Source organism: Rhodococcus sp. PAMC28707, from assembly GCF_004795915.1.
GTDB lineage: Bacteria > Actinomycetota > Actinomycetes > Mycobacteriales > Mycobacteriaceae > Rhodococcoides.
The window spans coordinates 1,148,696-1,168,584 of sequence record NZ_CP039253.1 but is presented as its reverse complement, the minus strand read 5'-3'; the positions used below and the strand labels follow the sequence as shown (position 1 = coordinate 1,168,584).

Annotated in this window: 23 protein-coding genes; 17 read left to right on the top strand and 6 right to left on the bottom strand. The window is 61.1% G+C overall.

Going from position 1 to position 19,889, the window contains the following annotated elements; all coding sequences use genetic code 11:
• Window positions 1–39: 39 nt before the first annotated feature.
• Window positions 40–891 carry an SDR family oxidoreductase gene (locus E5720_RS05230; RefSeq protein WP_136169761.1) on the bottom strand — a complete coding sequence of 284 codons (852 nt, stop codon included), beginning with the start codon at window positions 889–891 and terminating at the stop codon, window positions 40–42.
• 544 nt (window positions 892–1,435) lie between these two features.
• On the opposite strand from E5720_RS05230, the gene E5720_RS05225 reads away from it, so the two are divergent.
• The 4 genes from E5720_RS05225 (at window position 1,436) to E5720_RS05210 (ending at window position 4,391) form a co-directional block, all read left to right on the top strand.
• A complete protein-coding gene (locus E5720_RS05225) occupies window positions 1,436–2,344 on the top strand; it encodes an NAD(P)-dependent oxidoreductase (RefSeq protein WP_136169760.1) in 909 nt (302 codons plus the stop codon).
• A gap of 115 nt (window positions 2,345–2,459) precedes the next feature.
• The gene (locus tag E5720_RS05220) at window positions 2,460–2,855 is read left to right on the top strand and encodes a nuclear transport factor 2 family protein (RefSeq protein WP_247596174.1); all 396 of its coding nucleotides are present in this window, start codon (window positions 2,460–2,462) and stop codon (window positions 2,853–2,855) included.
• Between the two features lie 112 nt (window positions 2,856–2,967).
• Window positions 2,968–3,498 (top strand): nuclear transport factor 2 family protein, encoded by a 531-nt coding sequence (locus E5720_RS05215; protein WP_136169758.1) that lies wholly within the window; start codon window positions 2,968–2,970, stop codon window positions 3,496–3,498.
• Window positions 3,495–4,391 (top strand): LLM class F420-dependent oxidoreductase, encoded by an 897-nt coding sequence (locus E5720_RS05210; protein WP_136169757.1) that lies wholly within the window; start codon window positions 3,495–3,497, stop codon window positions 4,389–4,391. Before E5720_RS05215 ends, E5720_RS05210 begins: the two co-directional genes overlap by 4 nt.
• A 72-nt stretch (window positions 4,392–4,463) precedes the next feature.
• Here the strand turns inward: E5720_RS05210 and E5720_RS05205 are convergent, their stop codons facing one another.
• A complete protein-coding gene (locus tag E5720_RS05205) occupies window positions 4,464–5,480 on the bottom strand; it encodes a magnesium and cobalt transport protein CorA (RefSeq protein ID WP_136169756.1) in 1,017 nt (338 codons plus the stop codon).
• Window positions 5,481–5,566: 86 nt separating this feature from the next.
• Between E5720_RS05205 and E5720_RS05200 the strand changes: the two genes are divergently transcribed.
• From E5720_RS05200 to E5720_RS05165, 8 genes are all read left to right on the top strand, one after another.
• Complete coding sequence (locus E5720_RS05200; RefSeq protein ID WP_136172458.1) at window positions 5,567–6,184, top strand: trimeric intracellular cation channel family protein; 618 nt, start codon at window positions 5,567–5,569, stop codon at window positions 6,182–6,184.
• Window positions 6,185–6,239: 55 nt separating this feature from the next.
• Window positions 6,240–6,926: a response regulator transcription factor gene (locus E5720_RS05195; protein ID WP_136169755.1), complete on the top strand. Its 687-nt coding sequence runs from the start codon at window positions 6,240–6,242 to the stop codon at window positions 6,924–6,926.
• Entirely contained in the window at window positions 6,926–8,380 is a 1,455-nt protein-coding gene (locus E5720_RS05190) for a HAMP domain-containing sensor histidine kinase (protein ID WP_136169754.1), read from the top strand. Before E5720_RS05195 ends, E5720_RS05190 begins: the two co-directional genes overlap by 1 nt.
• Before the next feature lie 142 nt (window positions 8,381–8,522).
• A complete protein-coding gene (locus E5720_RS05185) occupies window positions 8,523–9,956 on the top strand; it encodes a trypsin-like peptidase domain-containing protein (protein WP_136169753.1) in 1,434 nt (477 codons plus the stop codon).
• 89 nt (window positions 9,957–10,045) lie between these two features.
• Window positions 10,046–10,543 (top strand): molybdenum cofactor synthesis domain-containing protein, encoded by a 498-nt coding sequence (locus tag E5720_RS05180; RefSeq protein WP_210729960.1) that lies wholly within the window; start codon window positions 10,046–10,048, stop codon window positions 10,541–10,543.
• Between the two features lie 17 nt (window positions 10,544–10,560).
• Window positions 10,561–10,740, top strand: a complete 180-nt coding sequence (locus tag E5720_RS21935) for a hypothetical protein (RefSeq protein ID WP_136169752.1) — start codon at window positions 10,561–10,563, stop codon at window positions 10,738–10,740.
• A 552-nt stretch (window positions 10,741–11,292) separates the two neighbouring features.
• Window positions 11,293–11,964: an MspA family porin gene (locus E5720_RS05170; protein ID WP_136169751.1), complete on the top strand. Its 672-nt coding sequence runs from the start codon at window positions 11,293–11,295 to the stop codon at window positions 11,962–11,964.
• Between the two features lie 206 nt (window positions 11,965–12,170).
• Window positions 12,171–12,566, top strand: a complete 396-nt coding sequence (locus E5720_RS05165) for a hypothetical protein (protein ID WP_247596173.1) — start codon at window positions 12,171–12,173, stop codon at window positions 12,564–12,566.
• Window positions 12,567–12,884: 318 nt separating this feature from the next.
• Here the strand turns inward: E5720_RS05165 and mscL are convergent, their stop codons facing one another.
• A complete protein-coding gene (gene mscL, locus E5720_RS05160; RefSeq protein WP_136169749.1) occupies window positions 12,885–13,361 on the bottom strand; it encodes a large conductance mechanosensitive channel protein MscL in 477 nt (158 codons plus the stop codon).
• Between the two features lie 255 nt (window positions 13,362–13,616).
• Between mscL and E5720_RS05155 the strand changes: the two genes are divergently transcribed.
• The 3 genes from E5720_RS05155 (at window position 13,617) to E5720_RS05145 (ending at window position 15,689) form a co-directional block, all read left to right on the top strand.
• Window positions 13,617–14,285: an MspA family porin gene (locus tag E5720_RS05155; protein WP_136169748.1), complete on the top strand. Its 669-nt coding sequence runs from the start codon at window positions 13,617–13,619 to the stop codon at window positions 14,283–14,285.
• Window positions 14,286–14,326: 41 nt separating this feature from the next.
• Window positions 14,327–15,052, top strand: coding sequence for an MspA family porin (locus tag E5720_RS05150; RefSeq protein ID WP_136169747.1), 726 nt, complete (start codon window positions 14,327–14,329; stop codon window positions 15,050–15,052).
• Between the two features lie 82 nt (window positions 15,053–15,134).
• Window positions 15,135–15,689: a hypothetical protein gene (locus tag E5720_RS05145; protein WP_136169746.1), complete on the top strand. Its 555-nt coding sequence runs from the start codon at window positions 15,135–15,137 to the stop codon at window positions 15,687–15,689.
• Here the strand turns inward: E5720_RS05145 and E5720_RS05140 are convergent.
• The 3 genes from E5720_RS05140 to E5720_RS05130 all read right to left on the bottom strand — a co-directional run bounded on the left by E5720_RS05140 (window position 15,661) and on the right by E5720_RS05130 (window position 17,505).
• On the bottom strand, window positions 15,661–16,323 hold the full coding sequence (locus tag E5720_RS05140) for an SAF domain-containing protein (protein ID WP_136169745.1): 663 nt from the start codon (window positions 16,321–16,323) through the stop codon (window positions 15,661–15,663). The genes E5720_RS05145 and E5720_RS05140 overlap by 29 nt on opposite strands.
• Window positions 16,324–16,413: 90 nt before the next feature.
• Window positions 16,414–16,755, bottom strand: a complete 342-nt coding sequence (locus E5720_RS05135; RefSeq protein WP_136169744.1) for an FmdB family zinc ribbon protein — start codon at window positions 16,753–16,755, stop codon at window positions 16,414–16,416.
• A 171-nt stretch (window positions 16,756–16,926) separates the two neighbouring features.
• A complete protein-coding gene (locus E5720_RS05130) occupies window positions 16,927–17,505 on the bottom strand; it encodes a 5-formyltetrahydrofolate cyclo-ligase (RefSeq protein WP_210729959.1) in 579 nt (192 codons plus the stop codon).
• 110 nt (window positions 17,506–17,615) lie between these two features.
• Between E5720_RS05130 and E5720_RS05125 the strand changes: the two genes are divergently transcribed.
• Entirely contained in the window at window positions 17,616–18,578 is a 963-nt protein-coding gene (locus E5720_RS05125) for a UTP--glucose-1-phosphate uridylyltransferase (protein WP_136169743.1), read from the top strand.
• Between the two features lie 31 nt (window positions 18,579–18,609).
• Complete coding sequence (glp, locus tag E5720_RS05120; protein WP_136169742.1) at window positions 18,610–19,869, top strand: gephyrin-like molybdotransferase Glp; 1,260 nt, start codon at window positions 18,610–18,612, stop codon at window positions 19,867–19,869.
• The last annotated feature ends 20 nt before the right edge of the window (window positions 19,870–19,889 follow it).

Genomic DNA, 19,889 nt, shown 5'->3' with positions numbered 1-19,889 from the left:
CGCCGGCGCCGCGTTGCTAACGTTCGTGCCGCGTCCTGGCTAGCTTGCTGGCAACTGCCCTCGAAGTGCGCGGTCGATGCTGTCATCCCCGCAGATACTCCTCGCAAGGATTTCAAGGTCGGCGGCGCGACGAAGGTGACTGCCGCCCTCAACTGGAAGCACGACCCCGGTGACCCAGCCAGATTCCGGACCGGCAAGGTAGCGCACAGCTTCGACGATATCGTCGACGGTACCCATTCGCGTAAGAGGCTTCTCCCGCAACACTTTTTCCCGCTGCTTTTCATCCGAGGCAATGAGGCCTGGTTTCGCGGCCTTCGTCGGTACGAGCCCTGGTCTCACCGCGTTGACTCGGACTTCGAGCGCGCCCAACTCGTCAGCTGCCACTCGCACCAGCGCTTCGAGTGCTGCTTTGGCGATGGAGTAGGACCCCATAAAGGGAAATGAGTAGCCACCAGCGGTCGAGGACAGGCAAATTATCGAGCCACCGCCGTGCGACACCATCGCGGCTGCGCTGTGCCGAATCGCCAGTAGCGAGGTGAGAACATTGCGTTCGAAGTCCGAGCTGAGGACTTCGCTCTCCAGACTCATTACGGGTGCCACCGTGCCACCGCCGACAGTGCACACGCAAATACGTAACGGGGTCTGGTCCGCAACCGCCACCGCTCTGGCCACGTCCTGCTCATCGGCAGAGTCACCCACGACCCAGTTCACGGGCGGAGCATCTTTCACGGCAGACGACACTGACTCAGCAACGCTTTTCAGTGTCAATTCTGTCCGCCCCATCAGAGTTACAGCCGCCCCATCTCGAGCTAGGCGTAACGCGATCCCGGCCCCGAAACCTCCAGCACCGCCCGTAATCAAAGCTCCAGAGCCAGCAAGCGTCTTAGCCATGATTCTCAACCTTCCGATACGTGAGCGAACATAACAAGGACGGTGCGGATAATAGGTATCTAAAAAATATGATTCTTACTCGACGGACGCTGGCGCAAATGCGAGCCGAAGAATTCTTTACTCTACTCGGTGAGTATCGAACCCGATATTTTATCTTTAGGACCTTTTCTTTTGCGCTCAGTTCGTCGCAGGTACTGATTGATGTGGCTCAGCAAGATATTGGGTAGAAATCGTTAATTGATCTCTTCCCTGCACATCCGAAATGTACCGTGAAGAAGTGGGAATGAGTCGCGTAAATTTTGTACCACATTCGATGGTATGGCGCAAATAGTCAGGAGCATCATCGCGATGATAGGCCCTTTCGCATTGCGAGCACCGCGAATTCTCGTGCGGGCCGAGTCGCTGTCTCGCTGAACGGGAGTCAGCCGATGTTCGACGCCCAGGCGTGATTGGTTTCGCGAGTGAAGGGTCCTCCAGGGCAAGGATGGTTGGTGGCATCGCACAACAGTCCCGATCGTCAGGGTTGGAAAAAGTAGGGAGAGAAATGAAGACGTTGGTAGTCGGCGGCACCGGCATGATCGGTACTCATATCGCCGCAGTTCTGCGTGAGCAGGGAAACGACATCACGGTAGCCGCGCGTACCGCACCGAAGCCGGGTTCTCTCGCATCGGAGTTCCCAGTGATGCTCGGTGACTACAGTGCCGGCACCTTCTCGCTTCAGGATCTCGCACCCTTCGAGGCTGTGGTTTTCGCGGCCGGCAACGACATCAGACACATCCCCCGGGGCATCGACACTGCCGACTTCTGGGAGAAGACGCAGAGTGGCGGCGTGCCCCGGTTTGTCGCGCTCGCCAAGAAGGCTGGCGTCCGCCGCCTGGTTCAGATCGGCAGCTATTACCACCAGGTCCTTCCGAAGCTGGTCGAGTCCAATGAATATGTTGCGGCCAGGTGTCTTGCTGACGAGGGCTCACGAGCGCTGGCAGACGCGGATTTTACCGTGTCGACGCTCAACCCACCGTCGATACTCGGAGCCAATCCGGGGGGCACCATGTCGGGTTTGGGTAAAGTTCTGGCCTGGAGCGCGGGAAATTTGCCGGACATCCCCAACTTCGCCCCTGCCGGCGGAACCAACTACATGTCCGCACGGTCCCTCGCGGAAGCCGTTCGGGGCGCACTTCAGCACGGTGAATCGAAGGCATATCTCATCGGCGACGTAAATCTGACGTTCCGCGAGTACTTTCAGACGATCTTCGACGCCGCGGGCAGTGAGATCCAGCTCGAGGAGCGGGATGAGGAACACCCCCTTCTGCCGGATGCGTTCATTGTGCAGGGCCGCGGCAACACAATCTCCTACGAGACTGATGCCGTCGAGACTGCGACCCTGGGCTACACCCAGGGCGATGTCAAACGGGTGATCAGCGAACTAGTCGCGGCCACCAAAGCTCGAGGCTGACTGCGGAAGTAGACATGCGGATCTTTACCTTTGAAGAATAGGACTGATCGAAATTACTATAGAAATTGTCGATTACATCGCTTTGTCCGACCTGGTCAATCGATACGCTTCACTTGTGGACAGCCGATCTTTCTCCGACGTAGCCAGCCTGTTCGCAGAGGACGGCGAGCTGATCGTTCCCGAGCCGCCGAGCAGCATGGCGCCGGTGAAGAGACTTTTCGGTAGGGAAAGTATCAAAAGCGAATTATCTCGGTTGATCGACTTCGAGTTGACATTCCATGAACTGGTCGGAACGGTATTCGAATTGGGCGACAGCCCGGAATATGCATACGGAAAAATTAAATGCGTTGCGCATCATGTCATGCGGAAGGGGTCGGAAAACACCGATTTGATGTGGCATCTGCACTATAGCGACAGCTACCGTAAAATCGACAATAAATGGCATCTTGCGCGACGCGAAATATGCATCGATATGATCGATGTTCGGTCCATCAAACGAGTGAGATCATAATCTTCCTTGGAACGGCCGAGGGTGCTGGATCGATCGGCTGGCCCCGCCGCGCGAAACCACACAGCGGGATTCACGGTGGTGAACGGTGCCGCCTTCGCTACCGTCGGTCGGTATGAATGTTCAACGTAGCGAGTGGTCCGATCGCCAACAGATCCACGATGTCGTGTTGCGGTACTGCCGCGGGATCGACCGGCTGGATTTCGATCTCGTCCGGTCTGCCTACCACGTGGACGCCATCGACCACCACACCGGTTTCGAGGGCACGCGTGAGGATTACATCGCCTGGGTCGAACCCAAGTTGAGGGCTCGGCGCGGTGGGACGATGCATATCCTCGGCAATCATCTGGTTGAACTGCTCGGCGATAGTGCGATCAGCGAGACGTACGGGACGTCGGTTCACTGGGGCGAACCTGCCGACGATTCCCGGGTGAATTTCACCAGCGGGGTGCGATTCATCGACCACTTCACTTGGAGAGACGGCCGGTGGGCTATCGCCGAGCGGTGGGCTGTGCGGGAATGGACCCGATCGGATGCCGGCCGGCTGATGCCCCAAGAGGGTGCGGGACCCTCTGGAAGCAGGGACGGGGACGATCCGTTGATTCGGCTTCAGCGAACGCTACACGCAACGGAGGCCGAGGCATGAAGGTAGGAATCAGCTCGCCGATCGTGGCGTTGGCAGGCCATCGTCCCGCATGGGAGGCCGCCGCCGGTACTGCCGAGCTCGTCCAGGTCGCTCAGGCCGCCGATCGACTCGGGTACGAGTACATGACGTGTGGTGACCATGTGGCCGTACCGCCTGGGCTCCCGCGCGGCGAACGCTTCTACGACCCCCTGGCGACCTTCTCGTTCCTGGCGGGGCAGACGCGCCGACTCCGGTTCATGCCGTACGTGTTGGTTTTGCCCTTCTACCACCCGTTGGAGATCGCCAAGCGGTACGGGACACTCGACCATCTCAGCGATGGGCGATTGATCCTCGCGTTCGGAGTGGGGAATCTGAAAGAGGAATTCGACATGCTCGGAGTCCCCTTCGAGGACCGCGGGCCGCGAGCCGACGATGCCCTCCGGGCACTGCGGGCAGCGTTGTCCGGCAGACAGGTGTCGTACGACGGTCCGTACTACTCGTTCCAGGATATGGTGGTCGACCCACACGCCGCTCAGTCTCGGGTACCGATGTGGATCGGTGGACACAGCGAGCGCGCCTTGCGCCGCGCGGTGACCCTTGCCGACGGTTGGGCCCCGGCTCCGCAAGCCTTCCGTGGACCGACTCCGGAACTGATGCGGCAGATGCTCGACCGGCACGACCTGCCGGAGGGTTTCGATGTCGTCTTCTCCCCGGGCGAACGCCTGGACCCGACCGAGGAGCCTGGCCTGGTAAATGAGGTCATCGCCACCGCAGAGAAGGCAGGGGCGACCCGGATCAACCTGACGGTTCGGCACGAATCGCTTGCCCATTACCTGGAGCAGCTCGAAGCATTCGCGGAGATTGCCGGCCTCGACATCCAGTTGGACCAGGCGGCGAATTCCAAGGGGCACTGAACAATTGTGGTTCTACCGGCTGTCCTGTCGGAAAGGTGGAGGGGCCCTGGGGCCTCAGCTTCTGAAAGAGAGCTACAGCCACTTCTGTCGCTTGAAGGTGACATACAGTGCGCTCGAGCAGAGGACCATCGCCAGTAGTGCAAGCGGGTATCCGATCTGCACGCTCAGTTCCGGCATGACCTCGAAGTTCATTCCGTAGATCGCGGCGATCAGTGATGGCGCGAACAGAATGGCGCCCCATGACGAGATCTTCTTCACTTGCTCGTTTTGTTCCAGGCTGACTTGCGTCATGGCGCGAATTTCATCGTTCTGCTGCTGGGCGACCATCGTCGAATTGACCGAGAGTGCGTTCTGCAGGTTCGACCGGAATGTTTCGACGCGTTCTGCGATCCGAACGCAGTGGTCGAGCACATCGCGCAGGTTGCGTTGGAGTTCGATGTCGACGTGGTACTTGTCCGAACCTTTGGCGAGGTGCTCGATCATCGTCACCAGTGGCCCGGTTGCGCGTTGGAACTCGGTGACCTCACGGGAGAGGGTGTAGATGCGTCGGGACACCGATTCGTCTCTCGAGAACAGTTGGTCCTCGATTTGGTCGATGTCGAGCTGGAGTCCCTCGACCACGGGCTCGTACTCGTCGACGACTTGGTCGAGGATGGCGTAGAGCACAGCCTCGGTACCTTGGCGGAGCAGTGCGGGTGTTTTCTCTAGTCGTTCGCGCACCACTTTGAGGTCCGGTGATTCGGCGTGCCTGATGGTGATGACGAAGTCCGGACCCAGGAAGATGTGAAGTTCGCCGAATTCGACCTTCTCGGTTTCGTCGATGTACCGAGCAGGTCGAAGTACGACGAACAGTTGGTCGTCGTAACGTTCGAGTTTCGGACGCTGGTGTGCGGCGATGGCATCCTCGACGGCCAGGCGGTGGAGGCTGAATTCGTCAGCGACGGAGTCGATTTCGTCGACCCCCGGGCGGTACATGCCGATCCAGGCCATCCCTTTGCGTTGCCGCATCACCTCGTAGGTGATGTCGAGACTGGCCGGGTTGGCTGTCCTCTTGCCGTCGACGTACACGGCGTTGTCGACGATCGGCAACGTGAACCCAACCTTTCCTGTGGCGCTCCTCGAATGAACTCAGCGTGCCACAGCAGTGGTGAATGCGGCCATGGGACGCTTACCGGGTGCTCGTGGATGTGTTGGGTTATGTGGGAATCGCGGCGTTCGCGGCGTCGGGCGCTCTGATCGGTGTTCGTAAACGCCTCGATCTCTTCGGTGTGTGCGTCGTCGGAATCACGACGGGAGTCGGTGGCGGCATCATCCGCGATCTCCTGCTCGGGATCCACCCGCCGACGTCGCTCGATCAATGGCCGAATCTCACAGTCGCGCTCGCCACGTCGCTGGTGGTGTTCGTTGCGCATCCGGTCATCGATCGTGTCTGGAAAGGCGTTCTTCTCTTCGACGCGTTCGGCATGGGCTTGTTCGCGGCGACGGGTGCGACGATCGCGTTGGAGAGCGGGGGCAGTTCACTCGCAGCGTGTCTCATCGGTGTGACGACCGCGGTGGCGGGAGGCGTCATTCGGGACGTCCTGGTCAACGAGGTTCCGCTGCTGCTTCGGCGCGATCTGTATGCGGTGCCGGCACTGCTGGGTTCGGCGGCGGTTGCGGTGACGGAAGCGATCGGATGGACCGAGAATATCGGCCTGGTCATCGGCACGATCACGGCGACAGGGCTGCGCGTCCTCGCTTTGTGGCGACGGTGGAATCTGCCGATCGCCCGACGCTTGCCTGCCGAGGACTAGAACACAATGGGACCCTTCTCAGACATATCTCAGTCCTTCAGGACAAACTAGACGAATGCGCATTCTGGTTGTCGACGACGATCGAGCGGTCCGTGACTCGCTCAGGAGATCCCTCACCTTCAACGGTTACACCGTCGACATTGCTGTCGACGGTCTGGACGCACTCGAGAAGATTGCCGCGGAACGCCCTGATGCGCTGGTACTGGACGTGATGATGCCTCGTCTCGACGGTCTCGAAGTCTGCCGACGTCTGCGCAGTGTCGGCGACGACTTACCGATTCTGGTGCTCACTGCCCGTGACTCGGTGTCCGAGCGCGTGGCCGGTCTGGACGCCGGGGCCGACGACTATCTGCCCAAGCCGTTCGCGCTCGAGGAATTGTTGGCTCGACTGCGTGCGCTGCTTCGACGCACTGCGATGGAAGCCGACGGCGAATCGGAGGCAATGGAGTTCGCTGACCTGTCGCTGGATCCGGTCACCCGAGAGGTGACGCGAGGGGAGCGGTCGATCAGCCTCACGCGTACCGAGTTCTCGCTCATGGAAATGTTGATCATGAACCCGCGTCGAGTGCTGACGCGCAGTCGAATCCTCGAAGAGGTGTGGGGATACGACTTCCCGACGTCGGGGAACGCTCTCGAGGTGTACGTCGGCTATCTGCGACGCAAGACCGAAGCAGAGGGGGAGTCTCGGCTGATTCATACGGTCCGAGGAGTCGGTTACGTGCTCCGCGAGACGCCTCCGTAATGGTTGCTCCCTTCGGGCGTCGGCCGCCCGCGCGGGCGGTGTCGGACCCGTCGGCGATGCGTCCTCCGATGCCGTTGACGCGGACGGTGTCGTTGCGTTGGCGGGTGACGTTGTTGGCCGCGTCGGTGGTCGCTATCGCTGTGGCGGTGATGGCGATTGCGGCTTACGCCGTCGTGTCGCGAGCGTTGTACGGTGACGTCGACAACCAGCTTCGTAGCCGGGCAGATGCGTTGATCAACAGCAATCTGGTGACGTTCGACCCCCGCTACGTTGCCGGTGCAACGCTTTACAGCACCGACGTCTCGGTTGCGCTGATCTATCCCGATCTCACCAAATATGTGCCGCCGGGTTCCATGGTGCCGATCGGAGCCGCAGAAGTTGCTGTCGCCGAGGGTAAGAGTGATCTTTCGTTGCGGACGGTCGACGGGCAACGGGTGCTCAGCCAGCGCACGCAGGACGGCAGCACAATTGTCATTGCGCAACGGCTTTCACCCACCGGTGAGGTACTGGATCGACTCGCGTGGGTTCTGCTGTTCGTGGGTGGTGGCGGTGTCGCACTTGCGGCGGGCGCTGGAATGGCTGTGGGCCGCACCGGTTTACGCCCGATTGCGCGGTTGACCGCAGCCGCCGAACGCGTCGCCCGTACCGATGATCTGACGCCGATTCCGGTCACCGGCGACGACGAATTGGCTCGTCTCACCGAGAGTTTCAACACGATGCTCCGCGCCTTGGCGGAATCGAGAGGCCGTCAGAGTCGACTCGTCGCCGATGCCGGTCACGAACTCCGTACCCCGTTGACCTCGCTTCGCACCAACATGGAATTGCTGATCGCCGCGGGCCGCCCCGGCGCCCCGTCGATTCCGGACGAGGACATGGCCGAGTTGCGCACCGACGTCGTCGCGCAGATTCAAGAATTGTCCACACTCGTTGGAGATCTCGTCGACCTTGCCCGTGAAGACACACCTGAGACGGTATTCGAGCGCGTGGATCTTGCCGATGCCGTCGCCCGCAGTCTCGAGCGTGTACGACGGCGTCGCAACGAAATCGCCTTCGTCGCGACCCTCGAGCCGTGGTTCGTCTACGGGGATCAGGCCGGGTTGTCGCGAGCGGTGCTCAATGTTCTCGACAACGCTGCCAAGTGGAGTCCTGCAGGCGGTGAGGTTCGCGTGGTGATGCGCAAGATCGGTGAGGGGCTCATGGAACTCACCGTCGACGACGGCGGGCCGGGGATTCCCGAGGAGGATCGCGAGCTCGTGTTCGATCGCTTCTACAGATCGACTGCGTCGAGGTCGATGCCAGGGTCCGGGCTGGGGCTTGCGATAGTTCGGCAAGTTGTGGTCAAACACGGCGGCACCATCGGTGTGGAGGTGTCCGAACGTGGGGGTGCGCTGATTCGAATCGTGTTGCCGGGTGAGGTGGATCCGCACATCGTGCCTACGGCTTCGGATATCTGACTTTCTCGTTCCGGATTGGATTCAGAGAGTCTCGGGAAATCAATAGGTACATCTCAGCACGCTCTCAGAAGTAACCGGCATTGTTACCGATAACAACGCGGGCGACCTCTACCGAGGTTTCTACTGAAAGAAGTACTCACTGATGACCGACGATCGCACAGACTCAGGGCAGAACCCCGAGCGTCCAGCGGCTGAGCATCCCACTGCGCAGAGCCCCTCGGATCAGCACTCCACCCAGCAGTTTCCTCCGCAGCAACCTCCATATGGCCAACAGCAGGCCGCCGGGCAGTACGGGAGCCCGTCATACGGTCAGAATCCGTACCCCCAGCAGGGGTACGGCTACAACCAACACGCTGCACCGCAGCATCATGAGGCGGCAACCCAGGCGCCTGCAGCGCTCAAGGCCCGGCCCGGCCGAACCACTCTCGTCGCCGGAGCTATCGCGCTGGTTCTGGTCGGCGGCGGAATCGGTGGCGCGGTAGGGGCAATGGCTACCAACAACGCCAACGGCACTGGCACCGTGTCCAATTCGCTCAACTCCAGTGCCACTGCGGCGCAGCCTGCCGCCAACTTCCCCGACGGCTCGGTCCAGGCCGTGGCGACCAAGGTTCTCCCGAGCGTCGTGCAGATTCAGGTCAAGGGCAGCCAAGCAGAGGGGGAGGGCTCCGGCGTCATCTTGTCTTCGGACGGACTCATCCTCACCAACAATCACGTCGCGACCGGTGCGGGAGCCAACGGCAAACTGAGCGTTGCTTTCTCGGACGGGTCGATTGCAGACGCCAAGATCGTGGGCGCGGATGCGGTGTCGGACATGGCTGTCATCAAGGCAGAAGGCAAGACAGGCCTGACGCCCATCGAACTCGGCTCTTCGTCGAATCTCCAAGTAGGGCAGCAGGTTGTGGCAATCGGTTCACCGCTTGGGCTCGCCGGAACTGTGACGACAGGCATCGTGTCCGCGCTGAACCGCCCGGTGTCGACCAGTGGTGAGTCCGGTAACCAGAACTCGGTGATCGATGCCATCCAGACCGATGCCGCCATCAACCCCGGTAACTCGGGTGGCGCACTGGTCAATACCGACGGTCAGCTGATCGGCATCAACACCGCCATCGCCTCGCTCGGCGGAAGTCAGTCCTCTGGTGCACAGAGCGGATCGATCGGACTCGGCTTCGCGATCCCGGTCGATCAGGCCAAGCGCATCGCCGACGAGCTGAGCAAGACCGGTAAGGCGACGCAGGCCATGATCGGCGTGCAGGTTCCCTCGAAGGACGACGCGAACGGTGCGACGGTAGTGGAAGTGACCGCGGGCGGGCCGGCTGCCGCGGCGGGCATACCCAAGGGAGCTGTCATCACCAAGGTCGACGATCGAGTGATTTCCAGTGGTGACGCCCTCATCGCGGCCGTGCGCTCGCACGCCCCCGGTGATTCGGTGAAGATCACGTACAGCGAAGGCGGGAAGGACAAGACCGTCGACGTAACCCTCGGAACCGCCGAGCCGCAGACCGCCGCCGTCCAGGCGCCGCCGGAATCGGAGTCGCAGTCACCGCTGCAGATCCCCGGATTCCCCGGTGGCCGCTGATGTTGTCCGATACCGATCTCTTGGCGACAGTTGCAACGATTTACGCACAGCGTGAGACCGAACAGCGCGCTACTACTACGGTAAGCACTATGGAAATAGAGGCACCTCTGGCTGGACGGGCGTTGGTCGTGATCGTGGACGATCGGACCGCAAACAGCAGCGAACAGGACTCGACCGGCCCATTGGTCACAGAGTTGCTCACCGAAGCAGGATTCTTGGTCGACGGCGTGGTTGCCGTGACGTCGGATGAGGTCGATGTGCGCAATGCGCTCAATACCGCTGTCATCGGTGGCGTCGATCTTGTCGTATCGATCGGCGGGACCGGAGTTTCGCCGCGAGATGTGACGCCGGATGTCACTGCCGAGGTTTTGGACAGAGAGATTCCGGGCATCAGCGAGGCTCTTAGATCGTCCGGGATAGCGGCGGGCACTCTCGACGCCGGTCTGTCCCGTGGGCTCGTCGGAGTTTCCGGCAGCACGTTGGTGGTCAATCTCGCGTCCTCGAGGGCCGCGATCCGTGACGGCATGGCGACGTTGACCCCGTTGGCGAAACAGGTCATCGCCGACCTTTCCGTCCTGGACGCCTGAGTAGGCGGCCTCCATCTATGGCCGAGCACAAAAACGACATGCACGACGACGAGAGCCGAGCCCGAATCGAACGGGCTCGGCTCGCTCGTATCTTCGGGGACGTCCTCCCCGAGACGACAAGTGATGAACGGACGGGCTCAGAGGACACGAGATCGGACGAGTGGTTCGATCGGGAGCGTCCGCCACACCACTTTTGATGTGATCTAAGACACGTTTTTCGCGTCGCATCGAACAAGTGTTCATTCGTTGTTTACGTGTTTTTAGCACTGTTTGTCAGCCCGAAATGGGTGTCGCGCTTCCGATCACGATGATTCCAAACCCCGCATTCGGGGCGTTCGGCATCGGTGTGAGCCTTGTTACTTGAGTGTCTGCCCACTTCAAACCATGTGCGGTCTTCGGTGAGGTTTGTGACGGGTCGGCCACGGGCGTCAGCAATGTGATCCGCGTTACTCGTCAGTATGTTGTCAAACTCGTTCACCTGCCCGAAACACATCACGAATGGGACACCTCCGACGTGAATTCGTAGGGATTGTCACGATCCGGCAACTCCTCTAATGTTCCCCTCAGCTTCCAACTTCAAGGACGTGGACTTACACGTTCGACGCTCTTGGGTCGGAACTGACAAAGAACGCGATCCGAGGATCGAAGTTCTGCTCGGGGATTCTCGGCAATGCTGCCGTCGTGAACCGAGGGTGAAAGCCACAAGCTTCCCGTGCGACTGTGCTGGGACTGAACATGATGAGGAAAAAATGACGGAGATCCAGAAGTCGCGGCGTAGCCGTGGGTTCAAGTCCATGAGCGTTGCAGTTGCAGCAGGCGCTTCGGTTATCGGCCTGGTACTCGGTACCGGTACCGCTTCCGCAGCAGTCGACAGCACCAACACGGTCGTCGACGCCAACGGAAACACCATCACCGTGTCGCTGTCCGACACCTTCATCAACAGCGTGTCGCCGCTCGACGGCAACCCGCTCACCCGTGAGTGGTTCGCCAACGGCACCGCCGGCTGGACCGTTACCGGACCTGACGCCGCAGACTTCGACGGCACCGTGGCCATCGGCTACCAGGTCGGCTACCCTGCCAGCCTCGGCGGCAAGATCACGTTCGATTACAAGACGCCGTCACTCGGTGCCACTATCTCCCAGTCCGGTCCTTCAGTGACCGTCGGCGACATCGTCCCCCGGGTCGGCTTCTCGGCTGATATCGCTCCCGGACCTGGCATCGTCGACGCTACCGCTGCTTCGGGCAGTGTCCAGGGCACCGAGGGTGACGCCGAAGGCGCTTCGGGCACCATTCAGATCGCCAACGCTCACGGCACCGCGACCGGCATCCTCGGCAACGTTCGCGTTCGCCCGTATGTCTCGGTCACCAGCTCCACCGGTGACGTTGCTGTCACCTACGGTGTCCCGTGGACCTTCAACTGATCTCGATCGGTTGATCGAAAGCTTCACACCCCAGCGCTGATGCGCTGAACCCGATCGGGCCCGTCCGGAGTTATTCCGGACGGGCCCGATTTGTTCGTCCCCAACTTCCTCTGAATGCGTGCACCGAACCCGGCGGGCTCCGGTGCACGAGAAACGGCTGATAATTAATGCGCTTCACTTTCATTCCCGTCGTAGCTTTTGCCGGCATGGTTGCTCTAGTCGGTTGCGGCAGTGGCGAATCGGCGGACAGCTCGGCCTCGGGCGCGAACGCCGATGTCTGCGCACAGTTCAAATCTGCGCACGACGAACTGACGACACTCGCCACAACCGGCCCCGGCGTCGGCGGGGACCCCGTCCAGTGGACCGCGGACAAAGACGCGGCGCTCGCCAAGATCTCCCCCCTCGCCGATCAGGCCGAGGGGGAGGTGAAGACGAACATCGAAGCGCTTGTCTCGGCGCTGCCGAAGGATTCGCTCGAACTCACCGAGGCCGACAGCGCCTCGGGTCAGGCATTCGTCGACAACTCGGAGGCGGTGGCAGCATCGTGCGGCAACGACGGTACGACGGTCACTTTGGCTGAGTTTCCATTACAAAAGTTCTGATCCTGGAGTGAACCGGGGAATTGTCACGCTTCTATGTGATTCGCATTGCACTTACTCCGTTTAGTTTCCCGTTCATCATCGTCGGGTCTAGGAGTGCACATGCTCGAGAAGAGCATGTGTGTAATCGGCTTCGTGGGTTGCGGGTTGGTGGGATTCGGGCGGTAGCTCACGCGACTGTGAGGTCTTGTACCAAAGGAGTTTCGAAATCTCACTATCCGAGGGATGGCGGTACAACCTCTCGGATGGTTCAGGTAGGCCGAAGGCCCGTTTCTGCTGAGGGGATCAGCAGAAACGGGCCTTCTGGGCTTGGGGGTACGCCTATTTGCTGTGCAACCCGCCGCCCGAATCATCGGCATCGGCTATTGCCTCGCCGCTGCCACCGGTGTCATCCGCGGGTGTCGAAAGCCTGCGGCCGACGTCGGTTCCACCGGCCAGCATGTCTCGAATCTGAACGAGGACGTCTACGTCGCTGAGTTCCTTGTCGGGCTCGCTGACGAACCGCTTCTTGGCGGTGGTCACCGGCAGGACGAGTACGAAATACACCACTGCAGCGAGGATGATGAAGTTGATGACCGCCGTGATCACGGCGCCTACATTGACGAATGTCTCAGGGCTCGAGGTGATTTTGAATCCCCACCCGTATTCGTTGGAACCGCCGAGGGCCGCGATGAGCGGGTTGACGATGTTGGTCGTGAACGCGGTGACGATGGCGGTGAACGCAGCTCCGACGACCACCGCGACGGCCAGATCGACGACATTTCCGCGGAGCAGGAAGTCCTTGAATCCCTTGAGCATATTTCTCCTCGAGTCCAGTCGAGCCGATGGACGGCATAGCACTATTGGAAAAAGGGTAACGGAATGAGGGACGTTCAGGGCATAACTTGGCTGGTCCTTCGATTGTCGTCTCTATAACGGTCTTGTAAAATTTGATTCCGTTTGTTCATGACGGCATGCCGAATGTCCAGTACCCTTCCCGAGGAAACGCCTCGCTTCATGTGAGGGCGGTCGGATCTCGAAGTCTTTTCAAGTTGACGCTGCATGAGGGGAACCATGAACGAGTCTCGCTTTTCCGCGCTGCGCAGGTTCGGCAGGCTGGCCGCGCTCGGTGCCGTGGCATCCGTCGCTATCGGACTGCTGTCCACCGGTGCCGCCAACGCAGAAACTTTCGTCCCATTGGCCAACGGCGAGAAGGTAGTCGGCCCCTACAAGATTGCGCACTTCGACGAGTCCGCAAAGGTTGCGCCTCAAATTGCTTTCAACGGACTGAACCGAAACGCGTGGGCCACCGGCACGGCCCTGTCCGAGGTCCCCGAAGGCTCGACCGGAACATTGAAGACCGGTTACCTGGTTGGCTGCCAGCTCGATATGACCGACCTCGAATTCGGGTTGAATTTCGATGCCGGAATCGAGGGTGGCAACACCAACATCATCACTCTGTTTCCCATCCCGTTCTTGATCGGCGGAGAAGGCAATACCGAGAACAAGATCGGTGGCGGCGCCGACTTCGACATTCCGTTGCAGGACCGCGAAGTCGCCGCGATCGAAATAGCATCCAAGGATGTGTTGGGACCGACTACGGCAATCCAGTACCAGGACGTCGCGATCTCGGTCCAGAACTGCGGAGGATTCGCCCAGGCGCGGTCCTACACGACACTCGAGCTCACCGGAAACTACCGATACAAGGGAACTCTGTACGGCCAGCCGTTCAGCCTCGGCTGAGACTTTCGAAACTTCGCAGGACCTAGAGGGGAACAGACACAGTGAAGAACAGCAGAACTGTTGCTGCGCGCATCGCAGCACTCGGGGCAGTCGGAGCCCTCGCAATCGGATTCTGGTCGGCAGGTGCAGCGAGCGCGGATACTTTCGTACCGTTGCCTGACAACGAGATCAGCAAGACTCTCATCGACGGAACAGTGGTGACCGTCAAGGGCTTCGGCCAGAGTGGGCTCATCTCTCCGTCCATGGGCGCAACGCCGACACAGCGCAACGTATGGGTGACGGGCAACTACACCGTCGAGACCTCCAACCCCGGTGGCGGCAAGATCGAACCAGGCTTCCTCGTCGGATGCCAAGTCGATTTTGCAGCAGGCATCGGCGGCGGGGTAGGCGCCACGTTCGGTCAGGGCAATACCATTTCGCTCGAACCGGGTAACTTGAGTTCGCTGAAGATCGACCGGACGCAGCCGAACACCTACGAGATCGGCGCGGGCCTCAACCTGGAGCTCGCGCCGGGACAGCTCAACGACGTCAAGCTGGTCGCCGACGAGACAAATGCGAAGATCGATGGCATCACCGTTGCGACCGAAACGGACAACGACTTCCCGTTCGAAGGCAACGGAGGCGGATTCACTTTCGCCGACGAAACCTTGAGCGTGTCCGGTTGCGCAGGCTTCGCAGAGGCCCGCTCGTACGTGGATGTCACCATCGAGAACGATGCAGTTACCTCGACCGTCACTCTCTGGGGACAGCCCTTCAGCATCGGTTGATGCGAGGGATCAAGATCTCACGAGTTTCTGTGATCTGTCTCAGGAGTCGATGCGCAAACTCGTGGCGGGATACGATGCCGCTATGAGTCGTCACAGAGTCGCTGCTTGTGCGCCTTCGAGCGACTGGATCGAAGGCGTACTGGGCAAGCGGCACCGGTTGTCCGAGTTCTACGATCCGGCCGCCACGCGCGCAGACCAATCTGACCTGCTCTGGATGTTTTCCAAAGCAGGTGACGTCGAGGACACTGCGTACCGTGCAGACGCGCAACGAAACCTTGCGACGTCCGCGGCTTCACGTGTGCTCCGGGAAGTCTTCGCGGAATTCGATTCCTACGTCCTGAGCCTGACCGAGCAGCGCACCATCGAGCATCGACCTTTGCGCTCGGAGGACAGTCTGCACAGCGATGTCTTCCTCGAGAGCCACGGCCGTGAGAGCAACTCGGACACCTTCGGCGTCAAAATCGTCTTCACCGATCGGATCGGCGCACTGGTATTCACCACTTTCGCGACCTACGCCGGTCACCTCGATGCCCGCTCGGCAGACGTCGACGACACAGCGGCGTCGGATATGAAGGATCCGCCGTCGGAAGGCATGCACGGGCTCACCGTCAGTGAAACGTCACGGTCAGTGAGCTGACCAAGGACGCGGCGGCCACAGCCGTCGCATCCTCAGGTGACATCGCCACAAGCACCACTCGGTCACTGCTGCGCTGACGCGCGTCCTTCTCCGAAATCAGAACGACGACGGAATCCGTCGTCAATATACGCGCGCTCTGTTCACCGCCGTCCCCGTCGGCATGGACAGTCAGCACATCGACGATGTCGCCCTCCCGTAAGAGATCTGTGACCGCGGCGTCGGTCAGCCGGACGGGCACGATTCGGGCGTCGGCGGAACCGAGAGCTGCCCCAGCCAACCGCGGAGTGAGGAGTCGAACATCGGTGAGAGGCTCACCGGCACGGATCGGGCCTGCCACGGTGTGGGCCGTGGCGTCGTCGACATCAGTGATCGCGCCCTCAGGGACAGTTCCAGGCTCGTAACCGGTAACTCGGATGTCCTCGAGCCCGAGTGGCCGCCCCGGAGCCAGGTCGCGGGCCGCAACGACAATCTGTACTCGATCTGTCGCGGCGGCATCCCTGACGAACAGCACAGCCGCCAGGAAGGCAAGGGCCCCGGCGGCCACGCGGCGGACAAGGACAGTACGAGTCCAGCCAGGCCGAACAAGGAGTCGATCCAACATCGTGGAGTCGAGACGGGAACGTCGCTGTGGCATGAAAGTCACCGTAACGACGGAAAGTGTGCATCAACAGAGAAACAGGCCTCGGCTGTGGATAACGCCGAGGCCTGTGGACAACTAAGAAAACTACGAGGTTGCTGCTGCTTTCGACGGTGTCGAAGAGGAGGTGCTCGGCGTCGAAGACGCGCTGCTCGAGCTGGATTCCTTGGCCTTCGTATCCGTCTTCGCCGGTGCCGAATCGCTCTTGTCGCTCTTCGATCCGCCCGCGCTTTCGCTGGCGGTGCTCGCTCCGCTACGACTGTCGGTCCGGTAGAACCCGGTTCCCTTGAAAACGATTCCGACCGAGTTGAACAGCTTCCGCAACTTGCCGCTGCACTGAGGGCACACGGTCAGTGAGTCCTCGCTGAACGACTGCACAATGTCGAACCGGTTCTCGCACTCGGTGCAGGCGTATGAATAGGTGGGCATCGATGTTCCTCCGCGCTGGTCCACTGGTCAACTGCTCGACTGGTCACCATGGAGATTTCGCCATTGCTAGTCGAGACCGCTGGTGTGCCGAAAAAACTGCTGGAACTTCTCCGAGAAGGAGAGAGCATTAGCACTCTACAGTCATGACTGCCAACGCTGCCATTCAGGCAGCTATTCCCGATTCAAGGCAATGAGACCCCCGGAAGGCGTCAGGGCGTGCGAAGCGCGTCGATCATGCGGTTCCTCGGGTAGCTCGTCCACCAGCTCCGAGTCGCGAACGACAGCGACGACGGGGATCCCCGGAGGCACCAGATCGAGTGTTCGATCATAGAAGCCGGCACCCCGACCCAACCTGACCCCGCGCCGATCGACGGCCAACGCGGGCACGAACACCACATCGCACGTAGCGACTCGCGCGGGAGGCAGTAGCGGTCCGGTCGGTTCGGACAGGCCGTAGGAAGCAGCCTTCAGGTTCTCACGCCCTGTGAACTCTGCCCACTGCAACGGCCCTGGCTCCCTGGCCACAGGGACCAGGACGATCGGGGATCGAAGGCGAAGCGCGTCGAGCATGTCGAGCGACCCAGGTTCGCTTCCCACCGGGATATATGCGGCAACAACGGACGCGCCACGCACCGAATCTGCTGCGGCATGACAGAGTTTCAGCGACTCGTCTTCACGTGTGAGCGCACTCGAGGCCCGACGAGAGGCTAGGACGCGTAGGCGCCACTCTTTCTTCGAGATCGGTTTCACAGTATTACCAGCAGCATCGTCTCTAGCAGCATGGGTCGAGCTTAGGCACCTCGGGAACAGTCGGCAGGCGCGGAGCGAGATCCGCGGTGACCATGGATAAGGTGGGCAGCATGACAGAAGCCGCAGCAGGCGCTCCGACAACGCGTGTCGGGCATCAAGGGCACTTCCGGACAGCGATCGTTCCGGCCGCCGGCATGGGGACACGCTTCTTGCCTGCCACCAAGACCGTCCCCAAGGAACTGCTTCCGGTCGTCGATACACCAGGAATCGAACTCGTTGCAGGTGAAGCGGCCGATTCCGGCGCCGAGCGTCTCGTGATCGTCACCTCGCCAGGCAAGGACGGTGTCGTCGCGCACTTCGTCGAGGATCTCGTTCTCGAGACGAAGCTCGAGAAGAGCGGCAAGTTGAAGATGCTCGCGAAGGTCCGCGTGGCACCCTCGCTACTCGATGTCCAATCTGTCGTGCAGTCCGAGCCGCTCGGGCTCGGGCATGCCGTCGCATGTGCCGAAGAAGTACTCGACGACGACGAAGACGCCGTGGCAGTCCTGCTGCCCGACGACCTCGTTCTTCCCCGCGGCGTGCTCGACGTGATGTCCCGGGTGCGGGCCAAGCGTGGCGGCACCGTGCTGTGTGCCTTCGAAGTACCCGAAGAAGACGTCTCCTCCTACGGAGTCTTCTCCGTCGAAACCGTCCCCGATGCGGTGAACCCGAATGTCCTCAAGGTCACCGGCATGGTCGAGAAGCCCAAGCGTGAAGACGCGCCGTCACTGTTCGCTGCGGCAGGCCGCTATCTACTCGATCGAGCGATTTTCGACGCCTTGCGACGCATCAAGCCTGGCGCTGGTGGCGAGATTCAGCTCACCGACGCCATCGCATTGTTGATCGATGAGGGCCATCCGGTTCACGTCGTCGTACATCGCGGTTCCCGACACGACCTCGGAAATCCCGGGGGATACCTACGCGCTGCGGTTGACTTTGCACTCGAACGCGATGATTACGGTCCGTCGTTGCGTGAATGGCTGACCGAACGACTGAGTGACGATTGGGCGCCGCAACTCACCACGTATGAATAGGCCCGTAGTACAGAGATAGAGAAGGGGCCAGATGCGCTCGGTTGAAGATCAGCAGACCAGAGTGACCGCTGCGGCGGTCGCTCCACGGCCTGTCCGAGTAGCGATTTCGGAAGCGCAGGGTTTGTTGTGCGCCGAGGAAGTGGTCACCGAGCGTCCACTGCCAGGTTTCGACCAAGCAGCCATCGACGGCTACGCCGTGCGCAGTGTCGATGTCGCATCCGCCGGAACCGACTTGCGCAACGAGGACGACGAGCGGATCGAATTGACGCTGCCTGTGGTCGGCGAGGTCACCGCCGGCTCACGGCAACCCATTCGGTTGCAACCGCGGCAGGCTGTTCGGGTGGACACCGGGGCACCGCTCCCGACGCTCGCCGACGCGGTACTCCCGCTGGACCGGACCGACGCGGGACGGGCACGCGTGCAGGTATATCGACCGGTGCGCTCGGGCGAATACGTCCGCAAGATCGGTGACGACGTACAACCGGGTGACGTTGCCGTGCGGGCAGGCACCATCATCGGCGCAGCCCAGGTCGGTCTACTCGCTGCAGTCGGGCGTGACAAGGTGCTGGTCCATCCGCGCCCGCGCCTGTCGGTCATTTCCGTCGGCGGAGAACTCGTCGACACCGATCGCACCCCGGGACCCGGCCAGGTCTACGACGTCAACTCCTATGCGCTCGCGGCCGCGGCACGTGATGCCGGCGCAGACGTCAACCGCGTCGGAATCGTCAGCGGTGACCCCAAACGGTTGCGTGAAGTTGTCGAAGGCCAGCTCATTCGCTCCGAGATCGTCGTCATTGCCGGTGCAGTCGGTGGCGGCGCCTCGGACAGTGTCCGGGAGGCTCTGTCGGACCTCGGCGATCTCGAAGTCGAACGTGTCGCGATGCATCCAGGTTCGGTGCAGGGTTTCGGGCAGCTGGGCCGCGACGAAGTACCGACCTTTCTCCTTCCTGCCAACCCGGTCAGTGCACTCGTGGTGTTCGAAATCATGGTTCGGCCGTTGATCCGCATCGCGCTCGGACGTCGCCAGCCGATGCGTCGCACCGTCACTGCGCGAACGGTCGCACCGATCACCTCGATCGAGGACCGCAAAGGGTTCCTGCGCGGTCAACTCATGCGTGACGAAGGCTCCGGTGAGTACCTCGTCCAGGCGCTCGGTGGTGCGCCCGGATCCTCCTCGCATCTGCTTGCCACTCTCGCCGAGGCCAACTGTCTCGTGGTTATCGAGCCGAATGTCACCGAAATCAGAACAGGTGAAGAAGTCGACGTAGCTTTCCTCGCCCAGCGGGGGTAGCGACTCCGCGGAGATGGTGC